This is a genomic window from Nonomuraea sp. NPDC049784 (assembly GCF_040659615.1).
Classification (GTDB): Bacteria; Actinomycetota; Actinomycetes; order Streptosporangiales; family Streptosporangiaceae; genus Nonomuraea.
Genome location: NZ_JBFAMX010000101.1, coordinates 1 through 26,448, shown reverse-complemented (window position 1 = coordinate 26,448; position 26,448 = coordinate 1). Strand labels below are relative to the sequence as shown.

Here is a 26,448-nt window from a genome sequence, read left to right as displayed (position 1 = left end):
GCGGCGTCGCCGGAGCCGTCGCGGGCATCTTGATCACTCCAGCAGTCGCGATATTCCTCCACAAAAAGCAAGCTCAGCGGCCCCACCGTGACCCTGGCGAATCGCGGCCTTCGCGCGCCGCCTGGAGCTGTCCGGCGCCCACGTGCAGCGCGGGAGCGTCGACGAACTGCTGATCACCGGCATGGCCGCGCCCGATGTCGGACGGCTGGCGGCAGCCGAGAGCGTGCCGTTGTTCGAGCTGACCCCGCGGCGCGCGTCCCTGGAGGAGGCGTTCATGGAGCTCACCCGCGACAGCGTCGAGTACGGAGTGGCACGATGATCGACACAGGTGTGCTGAAAGCGGAGTGGACCAAGTTCAGCAGCATCAGGGCCACCATGGTGTTGTCACTGGCCATCGTGGCGGTCGCGGGGTTGCTGGGGTGGCTGTTCAGCACCGCGGCGGCCACCGAGTACGCGGAGGCCACGGCGCAGGAGCGGCTGGACTTCCAACCGCTGACCCTGGGCATGCGGGGGCTGTTCATCGTGCAGTTGCTGGTCGCCGCACTTGGCGTGCTGGTGGCCTCGTCGGAGTACGGCTCCGGCACGATGCGGGCCACCCTGGCCGCCGTGGGCAGCCGCGGCCGGCTGCTGGCCGCCAAGTCGGGGATGGCCGTGCTCACCGCGCTGCCGGTGAGCGTGGCCGCGGTGTGGCTGATGTTCGTGACGAGCCAGATGGCGCTGTCCGCGGGCGGGGCGCCGTCCCTCATGCCGGGCGATCCCGGCGTGCTGCGGCTGCTGCTGCTCGGGCCGGTCGTGTTCACGTTGCTGGCGCTGTTCGGCCTGTCGCTGGGTTTCCTCCTGCGAGGTACGGCCGCCGCGGTGAACGTCAGCACCGCCTTCCTCCTGCTTCCCGTCTTCGCCTCGTCCTCACCCGGCTTCCTGCGCCACCTGCTCGGCACCTACTGGCCCAGCATGGCCGCCTTCCAGGCCGTCTCCGGGACGTCCGAGCTGCCGGGATGGGTGGGGTTCGGATTGCTCGTCGGGTTCGTGGCGGTGATGCTGTTCGCCGCGTTCGTCCAGTTCAACAAGCGCGATGCCTGACTACGCTGGACCGAGGAGGTGGGTAGCGTGGGCGAACGGCTGCTCGTGGTCGACGACGAGCCCACCGTCAAGGAGCTGCTCTCCGCGACGTTACGGTTCGCGGGTTTCACGGTGAGCTCGGCGGAGAACGGCGCCCAGGCGCTGGAGTCGGCCAGGCGCGACCCGCCGGACCTGGTCCTGCTCGATGTCATGCTGCCCGACCTCGACGGGTTCGAGGTGATCCGCCGGCTGCGGAGCCTGCCCAGGGGTGGAGGGCGGGCGGGCCCGGTGCCGGTGTTGTTCCTGACGGCGCGCGACGCCACGGCCGACAAGATCAACGGGCTCAGACTGGGCGGCGACGACTACGTGACCAAGCCGTTCGACCTGGAGGAGCTGCTGGCCCGCATCAGGGCCATACTCCGCCGCACGGGCGCGATCCCCGGCGACCACACGCTGGTGGTCGGGGACCTCGAGGTCGATCCCGACGGCCACCAGGTGACCCGGGCGGGCCGTCCGGTACGGCTGTCGCCGACCGAGTTCAGGCTCCTGCTCCACCTGGTGCTCAACGCCGGGCGGGTGCTGCCCAAGTCGCAGATCCTGGAGCACGTGTGGCGGTACGACTTCGCCGGCGACACGAGCATCGTGGACACGTACGTGAGCTATCTGCGGCGCAAGCTGGACACCGGCGAGCCCAAGCTCATCCACACCGTCCACGGCGTCGGCTACGTGCTGCGCAGGCCGAGGCGATGATCGGCCGGCTGTCGCTGGTCGCGCGGCTGCTGGGCATCGCGGTCATGCTGCTGCTGGTGGGCCTGGTGGTGATCAGCTCGGTGGTCCTACGTCAGCTGGAGACCCAGCTCATGACCCGCGTCGACACCCAGCTGGAGCCGATGGGCCGGGTGTTGTCCGTGATGCCGCCGGACCTCGCGACCCGGTTGCAGGGGCAGCAGATCCCGGTGGGACAGATCGACCTGATCGGGAAGGGGCACGCGGCGTACCTGTCGGCCGACGGCACGGTGCTGCGCGAGCTGGGCGATCCTGTGCGGCTCGACCTGCCCCGGCTCGACGCCGCCGCCGTGGCGGCCCGCGCCGGCGAGCCGTTCACGGTGACCGGCTCGGACGGCGAGGAGTGGCGGGCGGTGACCCTGCCACGCACCGGTACGGACGTCAGCGGGGCCGCGTATACCGGCGTGGTCGCGGCCGTTTCACTCGACGGGATGCACTCGACGATCACCCGCCTCGGACTGGCCTGCCTCCTCGCGGGCTCGGTGCTGCTCTGCGTGCTCGCGCTGGCGGGCGGGTTCGCGATCAGGGCGGGACTTGCGCCGTTGCGCCGGGTGGAGGAGACGGCGGCGGCCATCGCGGACGGCGACCTGACCAGGCGAGTGCCCGAGCCGGCCGGCGCCTCCACCGAAGTGGGCAGGCTGGCCCGGTCGCTCAACAAGATGCTCGCCCAGATCGAACAGGGGGTCGCGGCGAAGGTGGAGTCGGAGGCGCGCATGCGCAGGTTCGTGGCGGACGTCAGCCACGAACTGCGCACGCCGCTGTTCGGGATCAAGGGCTTCTCGGAGCTGTACCGGATGGGCGGCACCGAGGCCGGGCCCGCGCTGGCCCGCATCGAGAGCGAGTCCGGCCGCCTCGCGCGGCTGGTGGACGACCTGCTGCTGCTCGCGGGGCTCGACGAGAGCGACGGTCCCGGGCTCGACCTCACCCCGATGGATCTCCGTACGCTGGCCGCCGACGCCAGGCACGACTTCGCCGCGCTCGACCCGTCCAGGCCCATCGCCTTCACCGGACCTTCCGGCGGCCCGGCGGCGAGCGCTCCCGTACTGGGCGATGAGGCCCGGCTGCGCCAGGTGGTCAGCAACCTCGTCGGCAACGCCGCCACCCACACGCCCCCGGGCACGCCGGTGCGGATCGGCGTCGGCACGGAGGACGGGGAGGCGGTGCTGACGATCGCGGATGAGGGGCCGGGGCTCAGCGCCGAGGAGGTGGCCAGGGTGTTCGACCGGTTCTATCGGACGGACGGCTCTCGCACCCGCACGACCGGAGGCGCGGGGCTCGGGCTGGCCATAGTCCGCTCCATCGTGGCCGCCCACGGCGGCCGGGTGGAGGTCCGTTCCGCACCTGGCGAGGGAGCGGCGTTCCAGGTCCGCCTCCCGGCCGCCGACTCCCGCTGAACCCGGCGTCCGGCGGGCCCGGCCAGCAGGACGTCGGGGGCGAAGCCGAAGCGATTCCGATGATCGTCAGGTGTCCCGAACCCCGCGGCCAGGGCCTGGGCCAGTGGAGCGCTTCTGGGGCCTTGAGTCCCTCCTCGAAGAGCGCTTGTGCGGCGCGTTCGAGGATGTCCAGACCGCCGGGGGTGGTAACGGGCCGTTCGGCGGGCAATAGAGCAGCGTGAGATCTGGCTCGTGAGCCAAGTCGATCGAATCTGTCACCGTCCGATGTCACACTGTGACGGTGGCCAAGCCCAGGTACTTCAACACCACCGGACCGTGCGACCCCCGGCTCCACTACGTGTTGCCATCGCAGCCCCGGTTGCCGGAGGCGCGCGAGTTGATCGACCTGGATCGCTTCTTCGTGATCCACGCTCCGCGTCAGTCGGGTAAGACGACCATGCTGCATTCCCTGGAGCGTGAGCTCACCAAGGAAGGCGCCGCCGTGGCGGTGACGATCTCCTGCGAGGAGGCCTCCGTGGCGGGCGACGACTACGAGGCCGCAGAGTTGATCCTGCTGGACGAGCTCCGGTGGACCACCAACTCGGCGCCCAACCCCTGGCCTGAGGCCGCTCCGGGTAAACGGCTGGGCGCCGCTCTCCAGGCGTGGGCAGCCCAGTGCGAGCTCCCGCTCGTGTTGCTCATCGACGAGATCGACGCGCTGTACGGGGAGAGCCTGATCGCGGTCCTGCGGCAACTACGCCGCGGCCACAACAATCGCCCCAGAGGCGTTCCGTTCCCCAACTCCGTGGTGTTGTGCGGGCTGAGGGACGTGCGGGACTACAAGATCGCCTTCGGTGGCGACCCCTCCCGACTCGGCGCGATCAGCCCCTTCAACATAGCGGTCAGGTCGCTTCGCCTGGACGACTTCACCCCGGAGGACATCAGGGAGCTGTACGGCCAGCACACTGCGGAGACCGGGCAGGAGTTCACCAAGGAAGCCCTCACCGCGGCCTTCGAATTCACCCGCGGACAGCCCTGGCTGATCAACGCTCTGGCTTGGGAGATCACCTTCGAGATGCGGGTCCCTCCAGAGGAACCGATCACCGCCGGGCACATGGAGCAGGCCAAAGAGCGACTCATCCGCGCCCGCGCCACCCACCTGGATTCTCTTGTCGCCAAGCTGTACGAACCCCGGGTCAAGCGAGTGCTCGAACCGGTGCTCGCAGGCACGATGGTCAACGTCGACGAAGCCTTCACCGACGACTTCTCCTACGTGCGTGATCTCGGCCTGGCGGCCATGGGATCCTCCGTCGAAATCGCCAACCCCATCTACCGCGAGGTCATCCTCCGCGTGCTGGGCGCCGGTGTGGAAGCCAACGTCCATGACAATTCGCGGTCTTTCGTCCTCCCCGACGGCCGTCTGGACGTGCTCAACCTGTTGCGTGAGTTCACCGCCTTCTGGAAGCAGCACGGCGAGACGCTGGCCCGTGGCACCACCTATCATGAGGCCGCGTGCCAGATCATCCTCATGGCCTACCTGCACCGGATCGTCAACGGCGGCGGCTTTCTCGACAGGGAATACGCGGCGGGCACCGGACGGCTGGATGTCTACCTGCGCTGGCCGTACGGCGAGCGGCAGGTGCAGCGGGAGGCCATGGAGCTCAAGGTGTGGCGGCCCGGTCAGCGGGATCCGGTGGACGAGGGCCTCGCGCAGCTCGACCGCTATCTGGACCGGCTTGATCTCGAAACCGGCTACCTGGTGGTCTTCGATCGCCGCCCTGAGGCGTCGCCGATGGAGGAGCGCGTCCGGTTCGATCAGGACCGCACCCCCGCGGGCCGGCAGGTCACCGTGCTGCGGGCGTGAGGGTGGGCATCGGAGTCGTCGAAGGCGGCCTGATCGCCTACGCGAAGGCCTGCTGGCAGGCGTCTCTGGTCGGCAGCGTGGACTGGCTGGTGCCGGTCTTCACTCAGCCCCTCCGAGAGAGCCGGCTCTAGAGGTTTCACTCAGCGAGCCACACCTCCCTTACGCCGGTAATTACGCAACGAGTCGGCGTAGCGGCTTTAGGCGGGGGTTTGGGGGGCCGCGCCCCCCAATGTCACAGCGCGAGCGCCCTCATGCGCGAAGCGCCCCATCGCGAGGACCGCGCCTTTGAGCTGGGGGTTCGGGGGGCCGTGCCCCCCGATGTCACTGCCTGAGCTCTATGCGCGAAGCGCTATCCAGCGAAGACCGTCGTTTCCCCTGCTACTACTTGCGCTTGTTGACCTCCTCGGTGAGCTGCGGCACCACCTGGTGCAGGTCGCCCACCACGCCGTAGTCGGCCAGCTCGAAGATCGGCGCCTCCGGGTCCTTGTTGATCGCCACGATCGTCTTGGCGGTCTGCATCCCGGCCCGGTGCTGGATGGCCCCGGAGATGCCCGCCGCGATGTACAGCTGCGGCGACACGGTCTTGCCCGTCTGCCCCACCTGGAACTGGTGCGGATACCACCCGGCGTCCGTGGCAGCGCGCGAGGCACCCACGGCGGCGCCGAGGGAGTCGGCCAGCTGCTCGATGATCGAGAAGTTCTCGGCCGAGCCGACGCCGCGCCCGCCGGAGACCACGATCGCGGCCTCGGTCAGCTCGGGACGGGCGCCCTTCTCCTGCTTGACCCGCTCGACGACGCGGGCCGCCTTGGCGGCGTCGGACAGCGTGACCGGCACCTCCTCCTCGGCCCCGGCGCCGGCGGAGGCCGCGGGGGCGGTCGAGTTGGGGCGTACGGCCACGATCGGCGTGCCCTTGCTCACCTTGGACTGCACGTTGATGCCGCCACCGAAGATGGACTGGTCGGCCACGAAGCCCTCGCCCAGGCCCACCGCGTCGGTGATGACCCCGGAGTCGGTCTTGATGGCGAGGCGCCCGGCGATCTCCTTGCCCTCGGGCGTGGCGGCCACGAGCACGGCGGCCGGCGACTTCTCGCCCACGAGGTGGGCGAGCAGCTCGGCCTTGGGCGCGACCACGTACTCCACGATGTCGCTCGACGGGGCTACGTAGATCTTCTCGGCGCCGTACTCGGCCAGCCTGGCCTTGGCCTCCGGCGTGATGCCGGGGCCCGCCCAGACGGCGGAGGGCGTGCCGAGCGAGCGGGCCAGGGTCAGCAGCTCCAGCGTGACCTTCTTGACCTCGCCTTCGACCTGCTCAACGAGAACGAGAATCTCCGACATTTCTCTAAATACTCCCGTTCTCAGATGAACTTCTTGGACGCGAGGAAGTCGGCGGCCTTCGCGCCACCGTCGCCCTCATCCTTGACGATCGTCCCGGCCGCACGCGGCGGGGCCGCGGCGAAGTCGACGACCGAGGACCAGGCGGCGGCCAGGCCCACCTGGGCGGCGTCGATGGACGCGTCGCCGATGGCCAGCGTCTCGACCGGCTTCTTCTTGGCCGCCATGATGCCCTTGAACGACGGGTAGCGCGGCTCGTTGATCTTCTCGACCACGGAGACGACGGCCGGCAGCGTGGCCTCGACCTTGTCGAAGCCGTAGTCGGTGATGCGCTGGATCGCGATCGAGGTGCCGTCGACGTCGACCTTGTTGGCCAGCGTGAGCTGCGGCGTGCCGAGGCGCTCGGCCAGCATCGCGGCCAGCACGCCGGTGCGCGCATCGGTGGACTCGGAGCCCAGGATGACCAGGTCGAACCCGATCTTCTTGAGCACCTGCGCCATCGCGTACGAGGTGGACAGCGCGTCGGAGCCGTGCAGCGCGTCGTCGCTGAGGTGGACGGCCTTGTCGGCCCCCATGGCCAGCGCCTTGCGGATGGTCTCGGTAGCTTTGCCGGGACCCATGGTGAGCACGGTCACCTCACCACCGTGGGCCTCCTTGAGCCGCAGCGCCTCTTCGACCGCGTACTCGTCAAGCTCGTTGACCACGCCGTCGGCGGCGTCGCGGTCGAGCGTCTTGTCATCGGACCGCAGCTTGCGCTCGGTCGCAGTGTCGGGGACCTGCTTCACGCAGACGACGATGTTCATGGCCGGTGGCCGACCTCCCGTGTTCGCGTGCGCCACCGCCACGCTGCGATGGACGCCGAATGCAATGCTGTCCAGACTGCCAGGTGACCACCGGGCCACCGACAGTGGGTGTGCTTCAGTTTTCCGCGAGCCATGTTACCCATGGGTAGCTTAACCGCAAACCTACAGGTACTCACTATACAGAACTTTGTTCGGTCTAGGCCGACAGCAGGAAGACGATCCCCACCACCAGGGCCGTGCCGGCGAAGAGCGCCAGTGTGAACGTGCTGAACAGCGCCGCCAGCCCGAAGCACAGCCCGACGGCCCCCGCCACACTGGCCAGGTCCGCGATCATCCGGCTTCGCCGGTAGGGGCTGTGCGAGAACAGCGCCACCGCGGCGTCGGACACCACGGCCAGCGCGTACGCCGCCAGCAGGAACAGCGCCACCTCGGGCAGCGGCCCGCGGGCGGCGGCGGCCAGCAGCGACACGAACAGCCCTGAGCCGATCAGCCAGCGCCTGCGTACCTTCTCCCGGTGCCTCGCCCTCGACTCCTCCACCGACCTGCGATGCCGCTCCTTGCCCGGTCGCCACTCCCTGGTGGCCGCGTCCTCGGCGGCACGCACCGCCCGGGGCGGGATCTCGCGTACGTGGGAAGCGGGCTCGACTCCGAGCCTGGCACAGAGCTGCACGGCCGTGGGCCGCGCGGACGGGTCGGTGGACAGGCACTCACGTAACAGCGGCCCCAGCCACTCCGGAACGCCCTCCAGATCGGGCGGGTGATGCACCACCCGGTAGGCGACCGCGGAGGCGGGCCCCTGCCCGTACGGCTGGCGCCCGGTCGCGGCGTAGGCCAGCGTCGCCCCGAAGGAGAACACGTCCGCCTCCATGCCCGCGCTCTTGCCCTCGAGCACCTCGGGCGCCAGGTAACCGGGCGTGCCCACCACCGCGCCGGAGGCCGTGACCGACAGCGAGTCGAGCGCGCTGGCGATGCCGAAGTCGATCACGACGGGCTCGCCCTCGGCCATCATCACGTTGGCCGGTTTGAGATCGCGGTGCACCACCCCGGCCTCGTGCATGGCGAGCAGCGCGTCGGCCAGGCCGGAGGCCAGCCTGCGCAGGTCGGTGACGGGCCCGGGCGTGGCGCTGAGCGGGCGGCCCTGGACGTAGCGGGTCACGAGGTACGGTCTGGCGCCCTCCAGCGAGGCGTCGAGCACTTCCGCCACGTGCGGCCCGCCGACCCTGCGCATGGTCTCCACCTCGCGCGCCAGCCGGGCCAGCGCCCCGCCGTCGGCGGCGACGTGGGAGTGGAGCACCTTGACCGCGACCGTACGGCCCTCGGTGTCGAGCGCGAGGTGCACCTCGCCGAACCCGCCCGCCCCGAGCCGGGAAAGGAGCTCATATGGGCCGAGGTGCTCGCTCATACCCTCATCTCTCCCCCCGAGAGCCCGCGGGGACACTCAGGACCAGGGCGTCAGGAACCCCAACCCGAGGTCGCCGAGCAGACTGTCGATGATTCCGGTGATCAGTCCGATCGTGCTCTGCTTGGCGTCGCCCGCCAGGTCGTTGATCACAGATTCCGGCGCCCGCCACGGCGACCACACCGGGTCCTGCCCCAGCGCGAACATCACCGCGAACAGCGCCGCCGTGCCCACCAGCACAACCGCGACCAGCGCCGCGCCGGGACTGCGCAGCACGCCGATGAGCGAGCGGGTGACGGCCTTGCGCGGCGCGCCGCCGCCCGGCAGCACGAACAGGCCCGCCGCGAAGGCGCCCGCCGCGTACGAGGCCGCCTCGTTGACGCCCATCCTGCCCGCCCAGTAGAGCGCGCCCCAGACGCACACGCCGAACAGCAGCGCCAGCGGCACGTGCACCGCCGTCACGAGCGCGGACTTGGCCAGCGCCCACGGGGTGCCGACCAGGGCCAGCAGCGGATCGGCCGCGCTGCTCCCGCGCACCTGACGCCGTTTGACCAGGTCGCCGAAGAGGTATTCGCCGAGGCGCAGCACGAGGGCGAGCGCGACGGCGATCGCGCCCACCATGACCGGCATCATAACGGTCAGCCCCACCAGCGTGACCAGCAGCAGCAGACCCACGATCTGGCTGCCGAACAGGTATTTCCTCCGCTCGGCCGGCGGTTGGTACTGCGGCGGCGGGGTATACGGCCTGGCCTGCGACGGCGCCGTGGGCTGCGGCGCCGGATAACCGGCGACCCGCTGGTCGGGACGCGGCATCGGCGGCCTGGCCGCGACCGGCGCGGGCACGTAAGGCGGCGGCTTCTGCGGGAGTGGCTGCTGCGGCGGCGGCGCGGTCCTGCCGTAGTCGACCGGCGGCAGCAGGTCGGAGTAGGTGTCCATGGTCCGCGTGCGGTCGGTCATGCGCTTGGTGCCCGTCGGCCCGTCGAAGGAGGCCTCGTGGAACGTGGTCACCGAGGGATCGAGCGCCCTGGCCATCCGCAGCAGCTCATGCGCGCTGGGCCTGGCAGTGGGCTCGACCTGGAGCGCCCTGCCGAGCCAGCCGCGCAGCCACGCGGGCGCCTTGTCGAGCTGCGCCCGCCCTTCCATGATGTTGAAGCAGACCGCCTCGAACGTCCCCGTGCCGAACGGCGGCGCGCCCGTCGCGGCGAAGAACACCGTCGAGGCCAGCGCGTGCACGTCGGCTGCCTGGGTGATGTCGGAGTCACGGATGATCTCGGGCGCCAGATATCCGGGCGTGCCCACGAACATGCCGGTCTGCGTCAACCTGGTCGCGTTCACCAGGTGGGCGATGCCGAAGTCGATGACCAGCGGCTCACCGTTGACCAGCATGACGTTGGACGGCTTGAAGTCCCGGTGGATCACGTCGGCCGCGTGGATGGCCACCAGCGCCTGGCAGAGCCCCTGGGCGAGCCTGATGACCTCGCGTGCCTCCAGGGGGCCCTCCGCCAGGACGGTGTCCTCCAGAGTGCGCCCCGGCGCGAAGCGGGTCACGACGTACGGCTGGCCGCCCACGAGCTCGGCGTCGATGACCTCGGCGACGTGCGGGCTGCGTACCCGGCGCATGGTCTCGACCTCGCGGGTCAGCCGGTCGCGCGCCTTGAGGTCGGCGGCCACGTGCGGGTGGAGGACCTTGATGGCGACCTCGCGCCCCTCGCCGTCGAGACCGAGGTGGACGACCCCCATGCCACCTTCGCCGATCTTCCTGACCAGTCGGTACGGGCCGAGGCGTTCTGATGCCTGGGTGTTCATCGCCACCTTCCCCGCGTCATCCCCCGGAATTCCCCCTCAGACCTTCTAGCTGCTTGACCACTGGATTGACATTCACCGGAGTCCATACGGCCCCCTTAGATGGCTCTTCCCCGAACGTGCCGGCAGCGAGGATCAGCGAGAGTGCGGCACCTGCCGCGAGGACTCCCGCCATTACCATCGCCGCTGTTCTCGAGGGTACGAGCGATGAGAGCGTCCTGCGCATTTGTTTGCCAGGACCCTCCACTCCCGGACCCGCGCACACGGTCCACAGCGCGACCGCGGCGCCCCAGGCCAGGGCATTGGACGGATCCATTCTGGCCACCACGGTGAGCAGCAGGGTCACCGGAAGGCCGAGGATGAGCGCGTAGAGCACCAGCGCCAGCGTGATGCCCACGGATTTGGCCAGCGCCTGGGGGTGGGCGAACACCCTGACCACGTCGGAGACCGCCGCCCCGGCGGCTCTCTGGGCGGTGAGCCGGGGCTGGGCGAGGTCGGCCGCGCGCAGCAGGACCGCGATCGGGATCGCCACCACCGCGACGACCACGGGCATGAGGACGGCGGCCACGATCATCAGGACGAGCAGCATCGCGCTCGCCACGCCGTACGCCCTGGAACGCTGCAGCCCGTTGCCCGAGGGGACCGCCGGAACGTACGGGTCGGGCTGCGGGTACTGCGGCGGGATGTACGGGGGCGGCTGCAGCGGGCTCGGCGTGGGCCTGGCGTAGTCGGGCAGCTCGGGACCCGCGCCGGGGCCCTGGACGTTCGGGACCGGCGTGTGGATCCTGCCGTAGTCGGGCGAGTCGGGGCGCACCCGCCTGGTGGGCACGTCGCCCTCGCCGGGCGGGGCCGCGAGGCCGTGGTTGTTGACCGGCTGCTGCCAGGGCGGGGTCATCCCGCCCTCACGCTGGATCCGCCGCAGCTCCTCGGGCGTGACCCTGCGGGTCGGCCACGGGTCGGGCTGGTTGGGCAGGAGCGAGACGTACTGCTGGTCCTGCGGCGGCGTGGCCGGCTGCTCCTGCGACTCGAGCAGCTGCTTCGGCGTCACGGGCGGCGTGGACATGTCGTACGACGGCTTGTCCTGCACCGGCGTGAAGTCGGCGGGGATCTCCTTGGGGCGCGGGGCGGTCGAGATGTCGTCGGGCGAGACCCTCTTCGGCTCGGGCAGGATCCTTGCGGTCCGCTCGGCCAGCTCCGCCGCCCGGGGGCGTTTGTTCGGATTGCGCTGGAACGCCGCCTTGAGCAGGGGCTGCAACGTCTCGGGGGCGGCGCTCACGTCGGCCTTGCCCGCGGTGATGTTGTAGAAGATCATCTCCAGCGTGCCCTTGCCGAAGGGCGGCAGGCCGGTGGCCGCGAACAGCAGCGTGCCCGCCCACGCGTGGACGTCGACCTCGGGCCCCGCCTCCTGCCCCTCGATGATCTCGGGGGCGAGGTAGCCGGGCGTGCCGATGAACATGCCGGTCTGCGTCAGCCGCGTCGCGTCCACCGCCTGGGCGATGCCGAAGTCGATCAGGACGGGCTCGCCGTCGAGGATCAGCACGTTTCCCGGCTTGAGGTCGCGGTGGATCACGCCCACCGAGTGCACGGAGGCCAGCGCGGACGCCACCCCGTGCGCGACCTTGACCAGCGCGGGCAGGTCGAGTGGCCCGTCGTCCTTGACGATCTCGTCGAGCGGACGGCCGGGGACGTATCGGGTGACGATGTACGGGCGATGACCGGTGACGTCGGCGTCGACCACCTCGGCGATGTATTTGCTCCGCACGCGCCGCATCGTCTCGACCTCGCGCGAAAGCCGCCGCCTGGCGACCTCGTCACCGGCGACCTCTCCGCGCAGGACCTTGACCGCCACCTGCCGCCCCTGAGGGTCGACAGCGAGGTGGACAACGCCCATCCCGCCTTCACCTAGCCGCCTGAGCAGCCGGTAAGGGCCTAGTCGGTCATCGTTCATGGCATGAAGCACCATACCGGCTTAATCCCCGCCCACGAGATGAACCATGAGGCCACATTCCCACTCGTACAACGTCCAGAAAGGGCCCATCGGTTTCCCATCCAACGGTCTCGAATCGGCTTCAGTTTTCCCTCAGCCGGTCAACGGCAGCACCTCGGCGCTCTTCAGCCCAGCCAGTGCGGCGCCGGACACGGCCAGTTTCGATCTGCGCACGCCGCTCCCGATCACCACCCTCGGGTGCTCGGCGACGTGCGTGTCGACCAGGATCGGCCAGTCGCCCGGCAGGCCGAGCGGAGTGATGCCGCCGTACTCCATCCCGGTCAGCTCGACCGCGTCGGCCATCGGCGCGAAACTCGCCTTGCGGGCGTCGAGGTGCCTGCGCACCACGCCGTTGACGTCCACGCGCATCGTCGCGAGCATCATGCAGGCGACGTAACGCGTCTCGCCACCCCGCTTGGCCGCCACGACCACGCAGTTGGCCGACTCGTCGAGTGTCACGCCGTACCGCTCGCAGAACGCCGCCGTGTCGGCCAGCTCCGGATCGATCTCGGCCACCTCGGCACCCTCTATGTCCCCCACGGCCTGCGCCACAGGATCGGCCAGCAGGTCGGTCCGTTCGGTCGCGGGCACCCAGTTCAACGCCATCCCATCTCCTCGATCGCTTTCTCCCAGGACCCTAACTCCGGTCGCGGGAGCAGCGTGCGGCGTCACGCGGACTGCAGCACTCGCTGGTGCAGTTGGGTGACGACGCCGCGGGCCGACTCCATGGCCCCCGCCTGCCAGGCGATCAGATGGGTGAGCCAGTCGCCCGCGAAGTAAACCCTTCCGGCGGGGCGTTGCAGAAAAGTGAAGGACGAATCAAAGTCCGGCCAGCGCACCCAGCCTCCCTGGATGTGCTGCTGGCGATCCCAGGCGACGGAGACGCTGGAGAGAAGGTTCTGGCGGTACTTGTCGCCGTGGATCTTCTTGCCCTGGGTGAGCGCTCTGCGCCTTCTGTCCTCCGGGGTGAGGGCTCCGTACAGCTCGGCGTTCTTCTCGGTGTTGTAGTAGCCGACGAGGAGGCCGCGTTCCGAGTGGTAGCCGTAGGACGGGTACCAGATGTGGGTGATGTCCAGGTCGGTCTCGGTCACGCCGCCGTAGACGCGGTCCTCCAGCTCCCACCAGCGCTTGCCGTACTCTAAGCCGATCTTGCCGGCGGCGACCGGGATCGGGGTACTGAGCGCGGTGGTGACCTGGGCGCCGAGGTTGTGCGGGATCTTGGCGAGGAGGTGGGGCGGGAGGGCGGCGATACAGTAGTCGGCCTTGATGCTGCCGCCCTCATAGAGGACTTCCACGCCGTCCTCGAGGTTGGTGATCTTGGTGACTCTGGCGCCGGTCTTGATCCTGTCCTTGCCCACCGCCTCCGTCAGCTTCGTGACGATGGCGTCCATGCCGCCGACCGGCTGGAACATGGGCGTGGCCTGTTCGTAGCCGAAGTCGTTGGTGATGGCCCGGCCGGTGCCCGCGGCGAGCACCTGGTGGAGCGAGCCGGGGGCGGCCAGCGGGGTGCCGGTGTCTATTGCCGGATATTTCATGAAACCGCGCCGCATGGACCCTTCGTACTCAAGCTTGGGGCCCAGGTCACCGAACCTTCTGAGGAAGTCGAGCAGCCTTTCCTGGTCGTTCTTGGTGATGGCTTTGTCCAGCGCGCCGACATTTGTCGCTTTTGCCAATAATTCTGCGATATAGCCGTACATATCTGCTCGGGCCGTGCGTGCCCGCATCGTCTGGCCGTTGGTGTGCACGTAGGCGGCGGCGTTGTTGTTGACGAAGGTCTCGATGGGGATGCCCAGCTCGCGGCAGTAGTCCAGCGTCACCATCCACTGGGCGATCCGGCCGGGGCCCGCGTTGAAGTAGACGCCCTCGCCGAACTTCACGTCCTGGGCCGGGCCGTTGAGCTCGGCCAGCCGGTCGCCGCCGCGCAGCGTGAGGTTACGCCCGCCCGCCCTGTCCCTGGCTTCGAGTAGCGTGCAGTCGTACCCGGCCTTGCCCAGCTCGTACGCGGCCGTCAGCCCCGCCACCCCGGCGCCGAGGATCACGACCTTCGCCGCCCCTTTTCCACGCAGGCTGAAGTCGCCCGGTCTAGGGGCGACGAACTGTTTGTCCTGCTCGGACGGCGCCAGACCGAGCGCGCCCATGGCGGCGTACATGGCTCCCGCGCCGCCCACCGCCCCGATCCCGACGAGCAACCCCCGCCGAGTCAGCGCCGCCCCTTCCACGTCACCCGCTCCCTACGCCCGACAACCGGTTACCAAGCACTGCGCACCCGCGGCCTCAGCCGTACGGGCCGCTGCCGCAGGCGACCTGGCCGCCGATGGTGGCGAAGATGCCGAACAGCGCCATGATCTGTGTGAAGTCGTCAGTGGTGAACTCCGTGTGACGCGACCCCACCGACTTCACCCCCGGGACGAGCGACACGGCGGCGGCGATGGCGGTGGAGTTCCACTCCACCCCGAGTGTGTACGGCGCCGCCACCTGGTACGGCGTGAAGTCGGTCAACCGGCGGAGCGCTCGCGCCGTCGCCTCACGGATCCTCGCCTGGGCGACACTGGGCGGCAGCAACTCGGCCGAGAACTTGTCGATCCCCTTCTTCACCGCCACCGTCTCGACGTCGCCCAGCAGCTCGCGCGCCTCCGCGCCGACGGCCTCGTCCCCGGTGACCAGCACGACCGGCACCCCGTGGAACCCGGCGCACGCCGCGACGAGCCGCGTCTCGCCGCACAGGTCGCCGTTGAGGTAGACGTTCTGGATCTCCTTGCCCATCCAGGTGTGGTTCAGGACGCCGTCCTGGACGCCCGCGCGGGCGTGGTACCCCACGAAGCACGCGGCCTGGAACGATCCGTCGAGCCCCTGAGCCATCCGCTGCGCCTTCCCAGGGCCGCGGATGAGGCTCGCCCGGGGATCCAGCAGGTCGATCCTCAGGTTCTTCGTGGACCCGTGGGCGTCGTTGACCAGCACACCGGCCGCCCCGGCGTCGAACGCCCCCTCGATGGCGGCGTTCGCGTCGGCGGTCATCAGCTCGCAGCCGCGTTCGTAACCGCGCTTACCGGCGTGCATCTCCTCGGGGTCGGTCAACCCCGTCACGCCCTCCATGTCCACCGACAGATAAACCTTCACGCGTACCTACTCCTCAACTGCCACACTGAATCCGCCGATGCTTGCTGGGGTCCCTTGCCATACTTCGGCTGGTGTCCATCGGGAACCAGGGGTATGTGCGCCAGGACACCACACCGCCGACGTCGCCCGAGGTCAGGAGCCCCATGTCTCCACCTGGCGGACTTCGTCCTCCGTCATCAGCCCGACGTGCTCCGTGACGAACGCCGTCGCCTCGCCGCGCCACTGGGCGGGGATCTCGTCAAGGGCCCGCGGGTAGCAGTGGTCGAGCCAGCTCGTGGACTCCTCCGTGACGTCGAAGTAGTCGAGCGTCCCCCCGAAGACCGTGTTCTCGATGCCGGGCACGCGCGCCAGCCCGTACTGGATCATCTCCATCCCCCCGTACGGCGGCTTCTTGAGCCACTTCCGGGCGACCGGGCGGTCGGCGGTGATGGGGGTGTCGAGCGGGCGCCGCTCGACGGCGGCCTGGATGAGCTCCTTGTAGAGGCACTTGCCGCAGGTACGGCAGGGGCCGTCCGTGCCGCGCAGGCACCAGCGCACGTGGTCCTTGAGGTCGGAGCCCAGGGCCAGGCGCATCGTGGTCGCCTCGCTCACCCCGCCGACGGGCAGCACGATGTGCACGCCGGCGGCGGCGAACAGCCGGCCCCACCTGCCGTGCGGCGACCACATGGGGTTGTCGGGGGTGTAGCGCCACAGGTAGCGGCCCCCGCCGAGCCAGCGCGAACCGAGCTCGTAGCCGAAGCCCAGGCCGCCGAGGTCCAGCTGGTCGGCCAGCAGCAACGCGCCCGCCGCGACCGCGTGGTGCTCCGGGTAGCCGGGGCGGGGCTCGGCCAGGGTGAACTCGAGGTCGGACGTCACCGTGCTCAGCTCGCGCCCCGTCTTCGCGGCGAGCTTGGCCAGGACGTCCGACCGGTAATGAGACCAGCGGTTGGGGACGCGCGGATGGGGCACCCGCCGGAAATGGACGAAGGGCGCCTCAGGGTAGATCGTGGCCGCCGCCACGGAGTCCGCGCCACCGCTGTACGAGATCGCCAGCCTGCCGCCGGCCTGGCGCGGCTCCGCCCCCACCGGGCCCGCCTCGATGCCCCAACCGGCGTGCAGCGCCTCGGCCACCTGGGCCGAGATGGCGCGGTCGAAGGCGATCCGCTTCCTGGTCCACGGCGCCACGACCGTCCAGGCCGCGACGGCGAAGAGGTCGGGGTGGGCGTCGTCGGGGACGCCGCCGATGGAGCAGGAGTTGGTGGCGAGCTTGATGGGATGCTCGTCGGAGGCCTTGCCCGTGATCTCGTCCTCCGCGTCGAGGCGGAAGGTCAGGCTCGTGCCGGCCCAGCTCACGCGCACGGCTGCTCCCCCGGCTTCTCAGAGGTACGGCCGGCGCGGAGGTCGTCGATGGCCTGCCAGACCAGGACCTCGTTCTGGAGCACGCCGTCCAGCGCCTTCGCCGTCTCCTGGGCGAGCCGGTGGGCGTCGTCGATCTTCGCCTTGTCGGCCTTGCCGATCGCCGCCGGACGGGCGTTCCTGAGGCGCTCGACCTCGCTCTGGAGAGTCGCCATTTCCCGCCTCAGTGTCTGGACCTCCCAGAGCGCGTCCCTGATGTCCTGACGGTGATCGGAAATGGAGATGTAGCGGGAGTCGAACCACGTACGCACGGCCTTCCGGAGCCGGGCAGGGACCAGGACGCGCATCATGAAACGTCACCATACTGGCAAACCCGCGCCCGAAAGGACGAGCTATCCGAATGGGTCGACTTTTCGCTAACGACCCGTGAATTTGGGCTTGGCCTTCTCTGTGAACGCCCGCATGCCGATCTTCGCATCGTCCGTGGCGAAGAGGCCGGAGAACTGCAGGCGCTCGACTTCGAGACCGGTGTCGAGGTCGACTTCCAGGCCCTGGTCAATGGCCTGCTTGGCGGCGCGGAGCGCGACCGTGGGGCCGCCGACGAACGTGGCGGCCCACTCCAGGGCGGCCGTGTAGACCTGCTCGTCGGGCACCACCCGGTCCACCAGGCCCATCGTGAGCGCTTCCGAGGCTGGCACGTGGCGGCCCGTGAAGATCAGGTCCTTCGCTCGGGCCGGGCCGATCAGGCGAGGCAGCCGCTGCGTGCCTCCCGCGCCGGGGATGATGCCGAGCGTGATCTCCGGCTGGCCCAGCTTGGCCGACTCCCCCGCGACCCGGAAGTCGGCACAGAGGGCGAGCTCGCAACCGCCGCCCAGGGCGTAGCCGGCTATGGCGGCGATGACCGGCTTGCCGATCTGGGCGACCGTCGTGAAGCAGGCCTGGAGCGTGCGGGAGTGGGCGGCCATGTCTGCGTAGGACATGTCGGCCATCTCTTTGATGTCGGCGCCGGCGGCGAAGACCTTCTCACCGCCGTAGACGATCACCGCCTGCACCTGCGGGTCGGCGTCCACCTCGCGGGCCGCCTCGGCGATCTCCCGCTGGACCTGGCCGTTGAGGGCGTTCATCTTCGGACGGTCAAGACGGATCGTGGCGATCTGGTCGGCCACCTCGACGCTCACAAACTCACCCATGGACCGAACCTAACAGAGCACCCGCGCCGGCCGCGGCACCCACGATCGGCGCGCGAGCCACGCCCACCTCCCGGCCGTGGGGACGTCCCTTTGCGGCCGGTCAGTGGGCGGCGGACATCACCTCGTCCACCGTCTTCTTGCTCCGCGACACCCGTACGAGCGCCGCCGACATCCGGGCCAGTTCGTCGTTCGAGTGGGCCAGCCGGGCCAGCGGGCGCTCCTGGCGCGGCAGCCCGAGCTTCTCCGCGCCGTCCAGGACCCGTTTGTCCAGGTGCGGGGCCACCTGGGGCCACACGGCCTGGGCCTCGCGCAGGAAGATGTCGGCCCCCGTCGGGCCGATACCGGGGAACTCCATCAGCAGTTCCGTGATCCTGCGAGCATCCCCGCCGGCCTCGTCGCGCAGGCGGCGCAGGTCGCCCTTCCAGCGTTCCAGGAGCAGCTCGGCGGCCTTGCCCAGCATGGTCGAGGTGCGCTCGTCGTAGCGGCGGTAGTGGCCGCGGCCCAGCGCGTCCACGCGGTCCTGCCAGCTCGCGTCCCGCATCGCCTTCGGGGTGCCGTACCCCGCCTTGAACAGCTCTTTGGCGGCCGCGACCGCGACCTCGGCCGAGATGCGGGCGCTGAGCAGGGTAGCCAGGACGAGCAGCTGGTACAGCGGCTTGGGCTGGTCGGCGAGCTTGATTCCGCCCTCTTTGGCGAACGTCCGGCCGTAGCGATCGAGCAGGACGTCGAGGACGGCTTTGTCGGTCTTACCCATGTCCGCTCCGCTACCCGACGCCTGTGGTGACATGCCGGGTTTGGGACCGAGGTCGTGGGGGAGGCGAAGGGTTCGTCGATGGCGAAGGAGCTCGCTGTGCTGACATTGACTGAGAACGCCGTCGTGGCGATTCGCGATCTGATGGTCGGAGAGGACGTGCCCGCCGACGCGGGCCTGCGCATCTCCCCGAAGCCCGATGAGGCCGGGACGCTCGAGCTGTCGCTGGCGAGCACGCCGCACGCGGGTGACCAGGTGGTCGAGAAGGAGGACGTGCGCGTGTTCGTCGCGGAGGACGTGGTGCAGGTCCTCGACGACAAGTCGCTCGACGCGCAGCCGGGCGTGCCGGGGCAGCCCAACTTCCGGTTGAACCGGCGTGGTTGACCCAGGCCGTTAGCCCAGTCCGTCAGCCCAGGTCGGACTCGGTTTCGGGCGAGCGCACGTCGCCCAGCCCGAACAGGCCCACCAGCCTCCCGTCAATCTGGGTAACGACGACGTGGTCCACTTTGGCACGGTCCATCCGCTGGATCAGCGGTCCGAGCTGCTCGCTCGGCCGCACCGTGGTCACGCCGACGCGCATGACCCGTTCGGCGGTGCTGTCCAGGTCGGCACCCTTGAGCTCGCGCGACCCGACCACGCCCTGGACCACGTCGTCCTCGTCCACCACGACCGCGAGCCCGGCCGGGTCGGCGATGATGCGCTCGGTGAGCTCGTCCAGCGGGTCGTCGAGCGCGGCCGTCACGGGGTCGCGGCGCACGTTCCGCGACACCAGCTCGGCGCTGCCCTCGTACGGCAGGTCCGCCGCGAGCCAGTCCATCTTGCCCAGCCGGTAGTCGCACACCTCGCGGAACCCGAGGCGGTCGAGCCGGTGGGCGGCCCGCGGGCTCAGGTCGCAGAGCCAGTCGTGGCAGTAGACGATGACGGGCCGCTCCCGGTCGAGCTCGCCGGCCCTCGTGTCCATCGCGGCCAGCGGCAGGTTCACAGCCTTGGGCAGGTGCGCCCACGCGTACTCCTCCGCCGGCAGCACCTCGACGAGCTGGGCCTGCCCGGTGGCGATCAGGTCTTGTACGGCTTCGCGATCGATGATGTTCGTCATGGCGTCCCCGTACCCGCAGACGGCGATTCGTGTCACGATGACGACACGTCCGAATCCAGGGGGTGTCCGATGAGTGACGATCCGCTGCTACCCGACCCCGTGGCTCGTGCGCTGGCCGACTACCGCGAGCTGCGTGACGCCCACGGCCCCTGCTGGGGCGAGCCGCCCATCACGTACGTCGCCCAGGCCTGGGCCACCGTCTTCCTCGACCGCCGCTACAACTACTGGAACGCGGCGCGGCGGCAGCTGGCCGAGCGCTATCCCCCGGAGCAGATCGAGGACCACCTCGACGAGGTGGATCCGGAGCGAGCCGTGCGCGACTCCCTCGCGGGCGACGTGCTGGACAATCTGGCCGCGCTGCGCCTGACGCCCGAGGGGTTCGCGCTGGAGGCCGACACGCAGGTGGTGCTGGGCGACCGGCCCTTCCGTACGTCGCTGTTGCTGGACTCCAGCACGGACAAGCCCGTCACGGTCGTGGTGGACGGCATGCCGTACGAGGTGGCGCCCCACGGCGCCAGGGTGGTGGGGCTGGAGCGGGACGTCAGCGTGGGCGGGCAGCCCGTCGATCTGTCGCCGCTGTGCAGGCGGGCGGAGGCGGCCACTATCAGGGTGCGGGCGGGTTTCCCGTGCCGGTGGAGCGTGGCGGGCGCGAACGGGCAGGGCTGGTATCCGGACGGCGCCCCGCCCAAGAAGGACGCCCAGCGCAGGCCGTACTTCCACGGCGACGATCTCGTGGTCGCGGTGCCCGCCGAGCCGATCACGGTGACGGTGGCGAGGGGCATGGAGTACACCACCTCCGAGGTCGTCCTCACCCCGGAGGCGGGCGCGGAGACGCTGGTCGAGCTGGCGCCCGAGCGCCTGTACGACGCTGCGGCCCACGGCTGGTACGGCGGCGACCTGCACGTACACCTCAACTGGATGGGCGAGGAGCCCGCCGCGCCCGCGCTGGCCGCGGCGGCACAGCACGGCGAGGACCTGCACGTGCTCAACCTCGTGGCGGGCAACGTCGCGAGCGAGCGGGTCTACGACGTCGAGGCGCTGGCGCACTGGGCGGGCGAGGACCTGCCGTGGTCCGACGACAGGCACCTGGCCAGGATTGGCGTGGAGTACCGCAACGACGTTGTGGGCCACCTCAGCGCGTTCGGCCTGCGGGAGCCGCCGCGGCACTACCACACCGGGTTCCAGGGCACGGCCGACTGGCCGCCCAACGCGGTCGCCTTGGAGGAGCTGCGGGCGCTCGGTGGGCTGACGGGATACGGACACCCGTTCCACACCGCGTTCTCGGACGACGATCCGCCGGACGTGGTACTCAGCGATGGGCGCAACTGCGCGGCCAGGGAGATCGTCGCGGACGCCGCGCTCGGCCTGATCGACACCCTCGACGTGCTCAACCACTCCTCGGTCCACGCCACCGCCGGCGTCTATCGCCGCCTCATCGGCGCGGGCAACCGGCTCGCGGTCACCGCGGGCACCGACGCCGTGCTCTCCTTCTGCCGCCGCGGCACCGCCTCCAGCCCGCCGGGGTGGGAGCGCGTGTATGCCAACGTCGCGGGCCCGCTCACCGCCGAGTCCTACACCGAGGCGATCCTGCTCGGCCGCACCTTCGCCACCACCGGGCCGTGGCTTGAACTCACCGTGAACGGCCACGGGCCCGGCGACACGCTGGAGCTGGCGCCGGGGCAGCGGGTGGAGATCGTGGTCTCCTCGATCGGACCCGAGGTCGAGTCCCTGGAGATCCGCACCGCGGAGGGCGTGCTCGCGCAGGGGCCGCCCGGGCGGCTGGTCGCCACGACGGTGGTGAGCGAGCCGACGTACGTGGTCGCGATCGCCTCAGGCGGCGCGCATCCGCGCACCCAGCACGGGGCCGGCGCGTACGCGCACACCAGCCCGGTCTACGTGGACGTCGCGGGCGGGCACGTGGCCAGGGAGGCGGACGTGCGCTGGTGCCTGGCCTGGCTGGACCGGCTGGAGGTGCTGCTGCGGGAGTACGGCACGTTCGAGAGCGCCGCGCAGCTGGACGACCACCTGGACCTCTACGAGCGCGCCAGGAACGTCTACCGCGAGCGGCTCCCTAGGCCCTGATCGCCCGGATCTGCGCGGTCGCGGTCGCCACGGCCACGGGCTCGCCGTCGGGCCCGAGGAGCTCGCCGGACATGAAGCACACCTGGCTGCCGCGCCGCACGACCCGGCCCCTGCCCACGAGCCGGCCCGGCCGGGCGGGGCGCAGGAACTGGACGTGTAAGTCGAGCGTCGGCGCGAACTGCCCCTCCGGCAGCGTCGCGACCAGCGCCGGGCCCAGGGTGTCGTCGAGCATCGCGGCCAGGAACCCGCCCTGCACCACGCCCACGGGGTTGACGAAGCGTTCGCCCGCGTGGAAGGCCACCTCGATGGTGCCCTGCTCGGGGTCGACGCTCAGCAGCTCCCAGCCCAGCGTCTCCGCCGCCGGCGAGGGCGCCGTCCGCCCCGCGACCAGCTCCCAGAACAGCCCTCGACGCGCATGCGTTTCCATGCCGGCGATTCAACACCACGCCACCGACACTTCTCGTCTACGGCATCGAGACGACGAGCCCTCCGCGGCGGACGCGCCGTCTCAGGAGAGCACGATCTCTCGGGTGTCGCATTTGGCGTCCCGCCGCATCCCTTACGGGACCCTGGGCCGGCTCCAGCCGCCATCGGGCCGCCACCACGGGGATGTTGTCGAGGAGCTCGTTCGAACGCCCGGGCCACGACACCACCCCGCGGTCGCCGCCCGGCATGTCTCCAGCGAAGAAGTTGAGCCCGGTCAGCCGCACCCCGGCGTCCTCGACGGCGCGGACGAACGCGTCCACGTCACGGTCGCCGGGGACGGCGACCGGCCAGGGCCACCAGAACTCGACCGCCGTGAACCCGTCGGCCGCCGCCGCGGCCGGGCGCTCGAGCAGGGGCAGCTCCGTGTAGAGGATCGAGCAGTTAACGGTCCACTTGGTCACGCACGCGCCTCTTCCGATCAGACTCGGAGCATTGTCCCGCATGACCACCCGAGTGCCGAGAACCGGGTTGCACAGCAGCGCGAACGCCTTCCAGCGACGGGATCGGGGGCGAGACCCGCAGATGGGCCACGGACGAGGTCCCCGGGATGTGGACGGTGGTGGCCCCCTTCTGCCGCAGCTCGGCCAGAGCGCCGAAACTGCTCGGCGATGGAAGCTGCTGGGCCTCCTCACCGCCTCGGATTGGGTAGGGCATACTCAGGCGCTTCCGGCGCGGGTTTGCGACGGTGGCGGCATGCTGGCGATACGCGCTCGCCGTCTCTTCGACGGCCGGGAAATGCACCATGACCAGGTGGTGATCGTCGAGGACGGGCGCATCACCGGCGTCACCGCCGACGTGCCCGCCACGGTCGACCTGGGCGATGCCACGCTGCTGCCCGGGCTCATCGACTGCCACGTCCACCTGGCCTTCGACGCCGGCCACGACGTCGTGGGGACGCTGGAGCTGCCGGGGCTCGCCGGCCGGATGCGGTCGGCCGCGCGGCAGCACCTCGCGGCCGGGGTGACGACGGTACGCGACCTGGGCGACCGGGACTATCTGGCGCTCGGACTCGGGCTCGGGCCCGACGGGCCGGAGATCCTCTCCGCCGGGCCGCCGATCACCACTCCCAAGGGGCACTGCTGGTTCCTGGGCGGCGAGGCGGCGGGAGAGCAGGGGGTGCGCGAGGCCGTACGGGAACGGGCGGCCCGCGGCGTTCATGTGATCAAGATGATGGTGACGGGCGGAGAGATGACGCCCGGCACGCACTCTCACCTGGTCCAGTACGGCCCCGCCGAGCTGAGGGCGGCAGCCGACGAGGCCCACGCGCACGGCCTGCCGATCACCGGGCACGCCCACTGCGCGGAGGGGATCGCGCACGCCATGGAGGCCGGGTTCGACTCGATCGAGCACTGCTCGTTCTTCACCGAGGACTCCTACGTGGTGGACTACGGGCTCATCGCGCGGCTGGCCGCCTCCGACGTCGTCGTGTCCCTCACGGCGGGACTGGCGCCGAGCCCGGTGTCGCCGCCACCGCGCATCCAGCAGCGGATCGCGGGCATAGCGGAGGCGCTGCGGGCGATCCGCGCCGCCGGGGTGGACTTCGTCATCGGGACGGACGCGGGGATCGGGCCGCCCAAGCCGCACGGAGTGCTGCCGTACGGGGCCGAGATGCTGGTCGAGCAGGGGTACGCACCCATCGACGTGCTGCGATCGATCACTTCGGTCGCGGCCGCCGTCTGCCGGGTGGGAGAGCGCAAGGGCAGGATCGCGCCCGGGTTCGACGCGGACCTGCTGGCCGTGGCGGGTGACCCGCTATCGGACATCACCGCACTGCGGCACCCACTGGCCGTCTACCGGATGGGGCGCCGTGCCCGAGAAGCAACCGATTAGGCGTCTTGGCCCGGTTGCCGTGCCGGCTCACTCTCATGCCTCTGGACATCCTGGACCAGTGGTTTGACATCAAGCATGGTTGAGGTTGCAGGCTCGAAGCACGAATTGACCGCTGTCTTCGGGAGAGCACCATGCATGCCGTCGTCCTGCACGCCTTCGGCCCCGCCGAGAACCTGCGCTACGAAACCGTCCCCGATCCCGTGCCCGGCCCCGGCCAGGTGCGCATCGCGGTCAAAGCGGCCGGTGTACACCTGGTCGAGACGATCTTGCGGTCGGGGCGGGCCAGTGCGTCGCTGCCGCCACAGCCCGAGCTGCCGACGATCTTCGGCGGCGAAGTGGCGGGACGCGTGGATGAGGTGGGTCCAGGAGTCGATCCGTCCTGGATCGGGCGCGATGTGGTGACCGCGTACGGCAAGCCCGGCGGCTACGCCGAGCTGGCGGTGGCGGACGTGGCGTCCGTCCATCCGATCACCACCGGCTACGAGACGGCGGTGGCCATGATCGTCACCGGGGTAACGGCGATGCAGTTCCTGGACGTGGCCAAGCTCACCTCGTCCGACGTCGTACTGGTCACCTCGGCGGCCGGCGGGATCGGGCGCCTGCTCGTCCAGTACGCGCACAGCCTCGGCGCCAAGGTCATCGGCGCGGCCGGCGGCCCCGCCAAGGTGGCGGCCGTACGGGAGCTGGGCGCGGACATCGCCGTCGACTACGACCAGCCCTCCTGGGAGGAGATCGTCGCCAAGGAGCTGGGTGGCCGCGCGGTCACGGCCCTGCTCGACGGGGTCGGAGGCGACAAGGCGCGGGCCGCGTTCGAGCTGCTGGCCGACGGCGGCCGGTACGTGACCATCGGCAACGCCTCGCAGCAGGACTTCCGGCCGGACCCCCAGACGGTCGAAGAGCGTGGCCTCACCGTCACCAACGCCCTGATGCTGCTGCTCAGCGGCCCGAACACGAGGCCGGAGTACGAGGTCCGCGCGCTGGCGGCGGCCGCCGAGGGCACGCTGGTTCCCGCCGTGCAGACGTTCCCGCTCGCGCGGGCCGCGGCCGCCCACGCCGCCCTCGAGACCAGGGCGACAACCGGCAAGGTCGTGCTCGTCCCCTAGCCCGGGTGCTGCTCAGCCCTGGTCGCCGCGATGGCGTACCGCTGGGCGTCCTGGCGGTAGGAGGAGCCGGCGACGGCGAACCCGGCCTCGACGAGCCGCGCCTCCAGATCGGCTGGCGTGAACGGCTGGAACTCGAGAGGGTGGCGCCGGTGGGTGAGGCCGCCGTCCGGGTGCTCCGTCAGGAACAGGAGCTCCGCCTGGCACGGCTCGCCGAAGCTCTCGGGGATGGTCCAGACGTACACGCACGTGGCCCGCATGCCGTCCCGCTGGCGCACCCGGTCGGCGGCCACGATCCGGGGCCGTTCCCGGTAGAGCAGCTCCCAGTTGCGGGAATCGACGATCAGCGTGCCCGTGGGGGACAACATCTGACGCATCCCCGCCAGCGCGGTCACCATGGCCTTGTGCGACCCCGTGTGGACCAGGGAGTTGCCCAGGCACAGCACCAGCTCGAACGGACCGGTCACGACCGCGGACAGGTCCTCCCACCTGCAGGTGAGCACCTCCGCTTCGGCCGGCAGGCGACGACGCGCCTCCGCCGCCATCGCGGGGCTGCCGTCCGTGGCGGTCACCTGGAACCCGGCGTGCCCCAGAGCCATGGCGTCCGTCCCGATGCCGCAGGCGCAGTCCAGTACGGGGGCGCCGGGCGGCAGGGCCTCGACGACGGCCTCGATGAGCTCCCGGCTGTCGGTGGAGGTGCCCCCGATCACGCCGGGATGGTTCACGACCTCGTCGGGGAAGATCCAGTGGTAGTCGGCGGCCAGGTCGCGGTAGTAGTCGGGCACGGGGCGAGCGTCGCACGAGCACCGCGTACGGTCCACCGTTCCTAGAGACTGAGCAGGAGTTGCTCAGCCGTGTGCCCCGAACGGTGTTAGGCACACTGGTCGCCCGCGTTCTCGCCACGGTCCGGCGGCATGCATCGTGTGCATGATCCGGTGTCCGGGGGGCGGGTTTCCTCACGCCCGCGGGTGTCCGGTCGGGCCTGGGCGGTCCGATGCCCCTGCTCATCGCTCTGGTGAGCAGGGGGCGGTGCCGTCCGTCGCCGGATCGGATGC

The 26,448-nt window shown here is 70.5% G+C and carries 25 protein-coding genes and 1 pseudogene; 10 read left to right on the top strand and 16 right to left on the bottom strand.

Annotated features, from left to right (window positions below):
- Positions 1 to 142 precede the first annotated feature (142 nt).
- The 6 genes from AB0J09_RS22045 (at position 143) to AB0J09_RS22020 (ending at position 5,213) form a co-directional block, all read left to right on the top strand.
- A complete protein-coding gene (locus AB0J09_RS22045; protein WP_360693927.1) occupies positions 143 to 319 on the top strand; it encodes a hypothetical protein in 177 nt (58 codons plus the stop codon).
- Positions 316 to 1,080: a hypothetical protein gene (locus AB0J09_RS22040; protein WP_360693924.1), complete on the top strand. Its 765-nt coding sequence runs from the start codon at positions 316 to 318 to the stop codon at positions 1,078 to 1,080. The genes AB0J09_RS22045 and AB0J09_RS22040 overlap by 4 nt, the downstream gene beginning before the upstream one ends.
- Before the next feature lie 27 nt (positions 1,081 to 1,107).
- Positions 1,108 to 1,809, top strand: coding sequence for a response regulator transcription factor (locus tag AB0J09_RS22035; RefSeq protein WP_360693921.1), 702 nt, complete (start codon positions 1,108 to 1,110; stop codon positions 1,807 to 1,809).
- Complete coding sequence (locus AB0J09_RS22030) at positions 1,806 to 3,239, top strand: HAMP domain-containing sensor histidine kinase (RefSeq protein WP_360693918.1); 1,434 nt, start codon at positions 1,806 to 1,808, stop codon at positions 3,237 to 3,239. Before AB0J09_RS22035 ends, AB0J09_RS22030 begins: the two co-directional genes overlap by 4 nt.
- A gap of 280 nt (positions 3,240 to 3,519) precedes the next feature.
- Complete coding sequence (locus AB0J09_RS22025) at positions 3,520 to 5,082, top strand: ATP-binding protein (protein ID WP_360693914.1); 1,563 nt, start codon at positions 3,520 to 3,522, stop codon at positions 5,080 to 5,082.
- The gene (locus tag AB0J09_RS22020) at positions 5,079 to 5,213 is read left to right on the top strand and encodes a hypothetical protein (RefSeq protein ID WP_360693911.1); all 135 of its coding nucleotides are present in this window, start codon (positions 5,079 to 5,081) and stop codon (positions 5,211 to 5,213) included. The genes AB0J09_RS22025 and AB0J09_RS22020 overlap by 4 nt, the downstream gene beginning before the upstream one ends.
- Before the next feature lie 250 nt (positions 5,214 to 5,463).
- Here the strand turns inward: AB0J09_RS22020 and AB0J09_RS22015 are convergent, their stop codons facing one another.
- From AB0J09_RS22015 to AB0J09_RS21960, 12 genes are all read right to left on the bottom strand, one after another.
- Entirely contained in the window at positions 5,464 to 6,417 is a 954-nt protein-coding gene (locus AB0J09_RS22015) for an electron transfer flavoprotein subunit alpha/FixB family protein (protein ID WP_360693908.1), read from the bottom strand.
- 20 nt (positions 6,418 to 6,437) lie between these two features.
- The gene (locus AB0J09_RS22010) at positions 6,438 to 7,217 is read right to left on the bottom strand and encodes an electron transfer flavoprotein subunit beta/FixA family protein (RefSeq protein ID WP_360693906.1); all 780 of its coding nucleotides are present in this window, start codon (positions 7,215 to 7,217) and stop codon (positions 6,438 to 6,440) included.
- Positions 7,218 to 7,413: 196 nt separating this feature from the next.
- Positions 7,414 to 8,619, bottom strand: coding sequence for a serine/threonine-protein kinase (locus AB0J09_RS22005; RefSeq protein WP_360693903.1), 1,206 nt, complete (start codon positions 8,617 to 8,619; stop codon positions 7,414 to 7,416).
- 36 nt (positions 8,620 to 8,655) lie between these two features.
- Complete coding sequence (locus AB0J09_RS22000) at positions 8,656 to 10,422, bottom strand: serine/threonine-protein kinase (RefSeq protein ID WP_360693900.1); 1,767 nt, start codon at positions 10,420 to 10,422, stop codon at positions 8,656 to 8,658.
- A 16-nt stretch (positions 10,423 to 10,438) separates the two neighbouring features.
- The gene (locus AB0J09_RS21995) at positions 10,439 to 12,367 is read right to left on the bottom strand and encodes a protein kinase (protein ID WP_360693897.1); all 1,929 of its coding nucleotides are present in this window, start codon (positions 12,365 to 12,367) and stop codon (positions 10,439 to 10,441) included.
- A gap of 132 nt (positions 12,368 to 12,499) precedes the next feature.
- Positions 12,500 to 13,012 carry a YbaK/EbsC family protein gene (locus AB0J09_RS21990; RefSeq protein ID WP_360693894.1) on the bottom strand — a complete coding sequence of 171 codons (513 nt, stop codon included), beginning with the start codon at positions 13,010 to 13,012 and terminating at the stop codon, positions 12,500 to 12,502.
- Positions 13,013 to 13,074: 62 nt separating this feature from the next.
- Positions 13,075 to 14,625: an FAD-dependent oxidoreductase gene (locus AB0J09_RS21985; protein WP_360693891.1), complete on the bottom strand. Its 1,551-nt coding sequence runs from the start codon at positions 14,623 to 14,625 to the stop codon at positions 13,075 to 13,077.
- 55 nt (positions 14,626 to 14,680) lie between these two features.
- Positions 14,681 to 15,523, bottom strand: a complete 843-nt coding sequence (locus AB0J09_RS21980; protein WP_360693888.1) for a M55 family metallopeptidase — start codon at positions 15,521 to 15,523, stop codon at positions 14,681 to 14,683.
- Between the two features lie 132 nt (positions 15,524 to 15,655).
- A complete protein-coding gene (locus AB0J09_RS21975) occupies positions 15,656 to 16,861 on the bottom strand; it encodes a DUF6395 domain-containing protein (RefSeq protein WP_360693885.1) in 1,206 nt (401 codons plus the stop codon).
- Positions 16,852 to 17,208, bottom strand: a complete 357-nt coding sequence (locus AB0J09_RS21970; protein ID WP_360693882.1) for a hypothetical protein — start codon at positions 17,206 to 17,208, stop codon at positions 16,852 to 16,854. The genes AB0J09_RS21975 and AB0J09_RS21970 overlap by 10 nt, the downstream gene beginning before the upstream one ends.
- Before the next feature lie 66 nt (positions 17,209 to 17,274).
- Complete coding sequence (locus AB0J09_RS21965) at positions 17,275 to 18,048, bottom strand: enoyl-CoA hydratase-related protein (RefSeq protein WP_360693879.1); 774 nt, start codon at positions 18,046 to 18,048, stop codon at positions 17,275 to 17,277.
- Positions 18,049 to 18,148: 100 nt separating this feature from the next.
- Complete coding sequence (locus AB0J09_RS21960) at positions 18,149 to 18,802, bottom strand: endonuclease (RefSeq protein WP_360693877.1); 654 nt, start codon at positions 18,800 to 18,802, stop codon at positions 18,149 to 18,151.
- Between the two features lie 96 nt (positions 18,803 to 18,898).
- On the opposite strand from AB0J09_RS21960, the gene AB0J09_RS21955 reads away from it, so the two are divergent.
- Entirely contained in the window at positions 18,899 to 19,183 is a 285-nt protein-coding gene (locus tag AB0J09_RS21955; protein WP_360693874.1) for a Fe-S cluster assembly protein HesB, read from the top strand.
- 22 nt (positions 19,184 to 19,205) lie between these two features.
- Here the strand turns inward: AB0J09_RS21955 and AB0J09_RS21950 are convergent, their stop codons facing one another.
- On the bottom strand, positions 19,206 to 19,931 hold the full coding sequence (locus tag AB0J09_RS21950; RefSeq protein WP_360693872.1) for a rhodanese-like domain-containing protein: 726 nt from the start codon (positions 19,929 to 19,931) through the stop codon (positions 19,206 to 19,208).
- Between the two features lie 33 nt (positions 19,932 to 19,964).
- Here AB0J09_RS21950 and AB0J09_RS21945 point away from each other — a divergent pair, with 33 nt between their 5' ends.
- On the top strand, positions 19,965 to 21,977 hold the full coding sequence (locus AB0J09_RS21945; RefSeq protein WP_360693869.1) for a CehA/McbA family metallohydrolase: 2,013 nt from the start codon (positions 19,965 to 19,967) through the stop codon (positions 21,975 to 21,977).
- Here the strand turns inward: AB0J09_RS21945 and AB0J09_RS21940 are convergent.
- Positions 21,967 to 22,404: a PaaI family thioesterase gene (locus AB0J09_RS21940; protein WP_360693866.1), complete on the bottom strand. Its 438-nt coding sequence runs from the start codon at positions 22,402 to 22,404 to the stop codon at positions 21,967 to 21,969. The genes AB0J09_RS21945 and AB0J09_RS21940 overlap by 11 nt on opposite strands.
- A gap of 172 nt (positions 22,405 to 22,576) precedes the next feature.
- Positions 22,577 to 22,906: pseudogene (locus AB0J09_RS21935) on the bottom strand (hydroxypyruvate isomerase); the annotation flags it as partial.
- A 250-nt stretch (positions 22,907 to 23,156) separates the two neighbouring features.
- Here AB0J09_RS21935 and AB0J09_RS21930 point away from each other — a divergent pair.
- Positions 23,157 to 24,293: an amidohydrolase family protein gene (locus AB0J09_RS21930; RefSeq protein WP_360693863.1), complete on the top strand. Its 1,137-nt coding sequence runs from the start codon at positions 23,157 to 23,159 to the stop codon at positions 24,291 to 24,293.
- A 131-nt stretch (positions 24,294 to 24,424) separates the two neighbouring features.
- Complete coding sequence (locus AB0J09_RS21925) at positions 24,425 to 25,396, top strand: zinc-binding dehydrogenase (RefSeq protein ID WP_360693860.1); 972 nt, start codon at positions 24,425 to 24,427, stop codon at positions 25,394 to 25,396.
- Here the strand turns inward: AB0J09_RS21925 and AB0J09_RS21920 are convergent.
- Entirely contained in the window at positions 25,393 to 26,178 is a 786-nt protein-coding gene (locus AB0J09_RS21920; RefSeq protein WP_360693857.1) for a methyltransferase domain-containing protein, read from the bottom strand. The genes AB0J09_RS21925 and AB0J09_RS21920 overlap by 4 nt on opposite strands.
- Positions 26,179 to 26,448 lie beyond the last annotated feature (270 nt).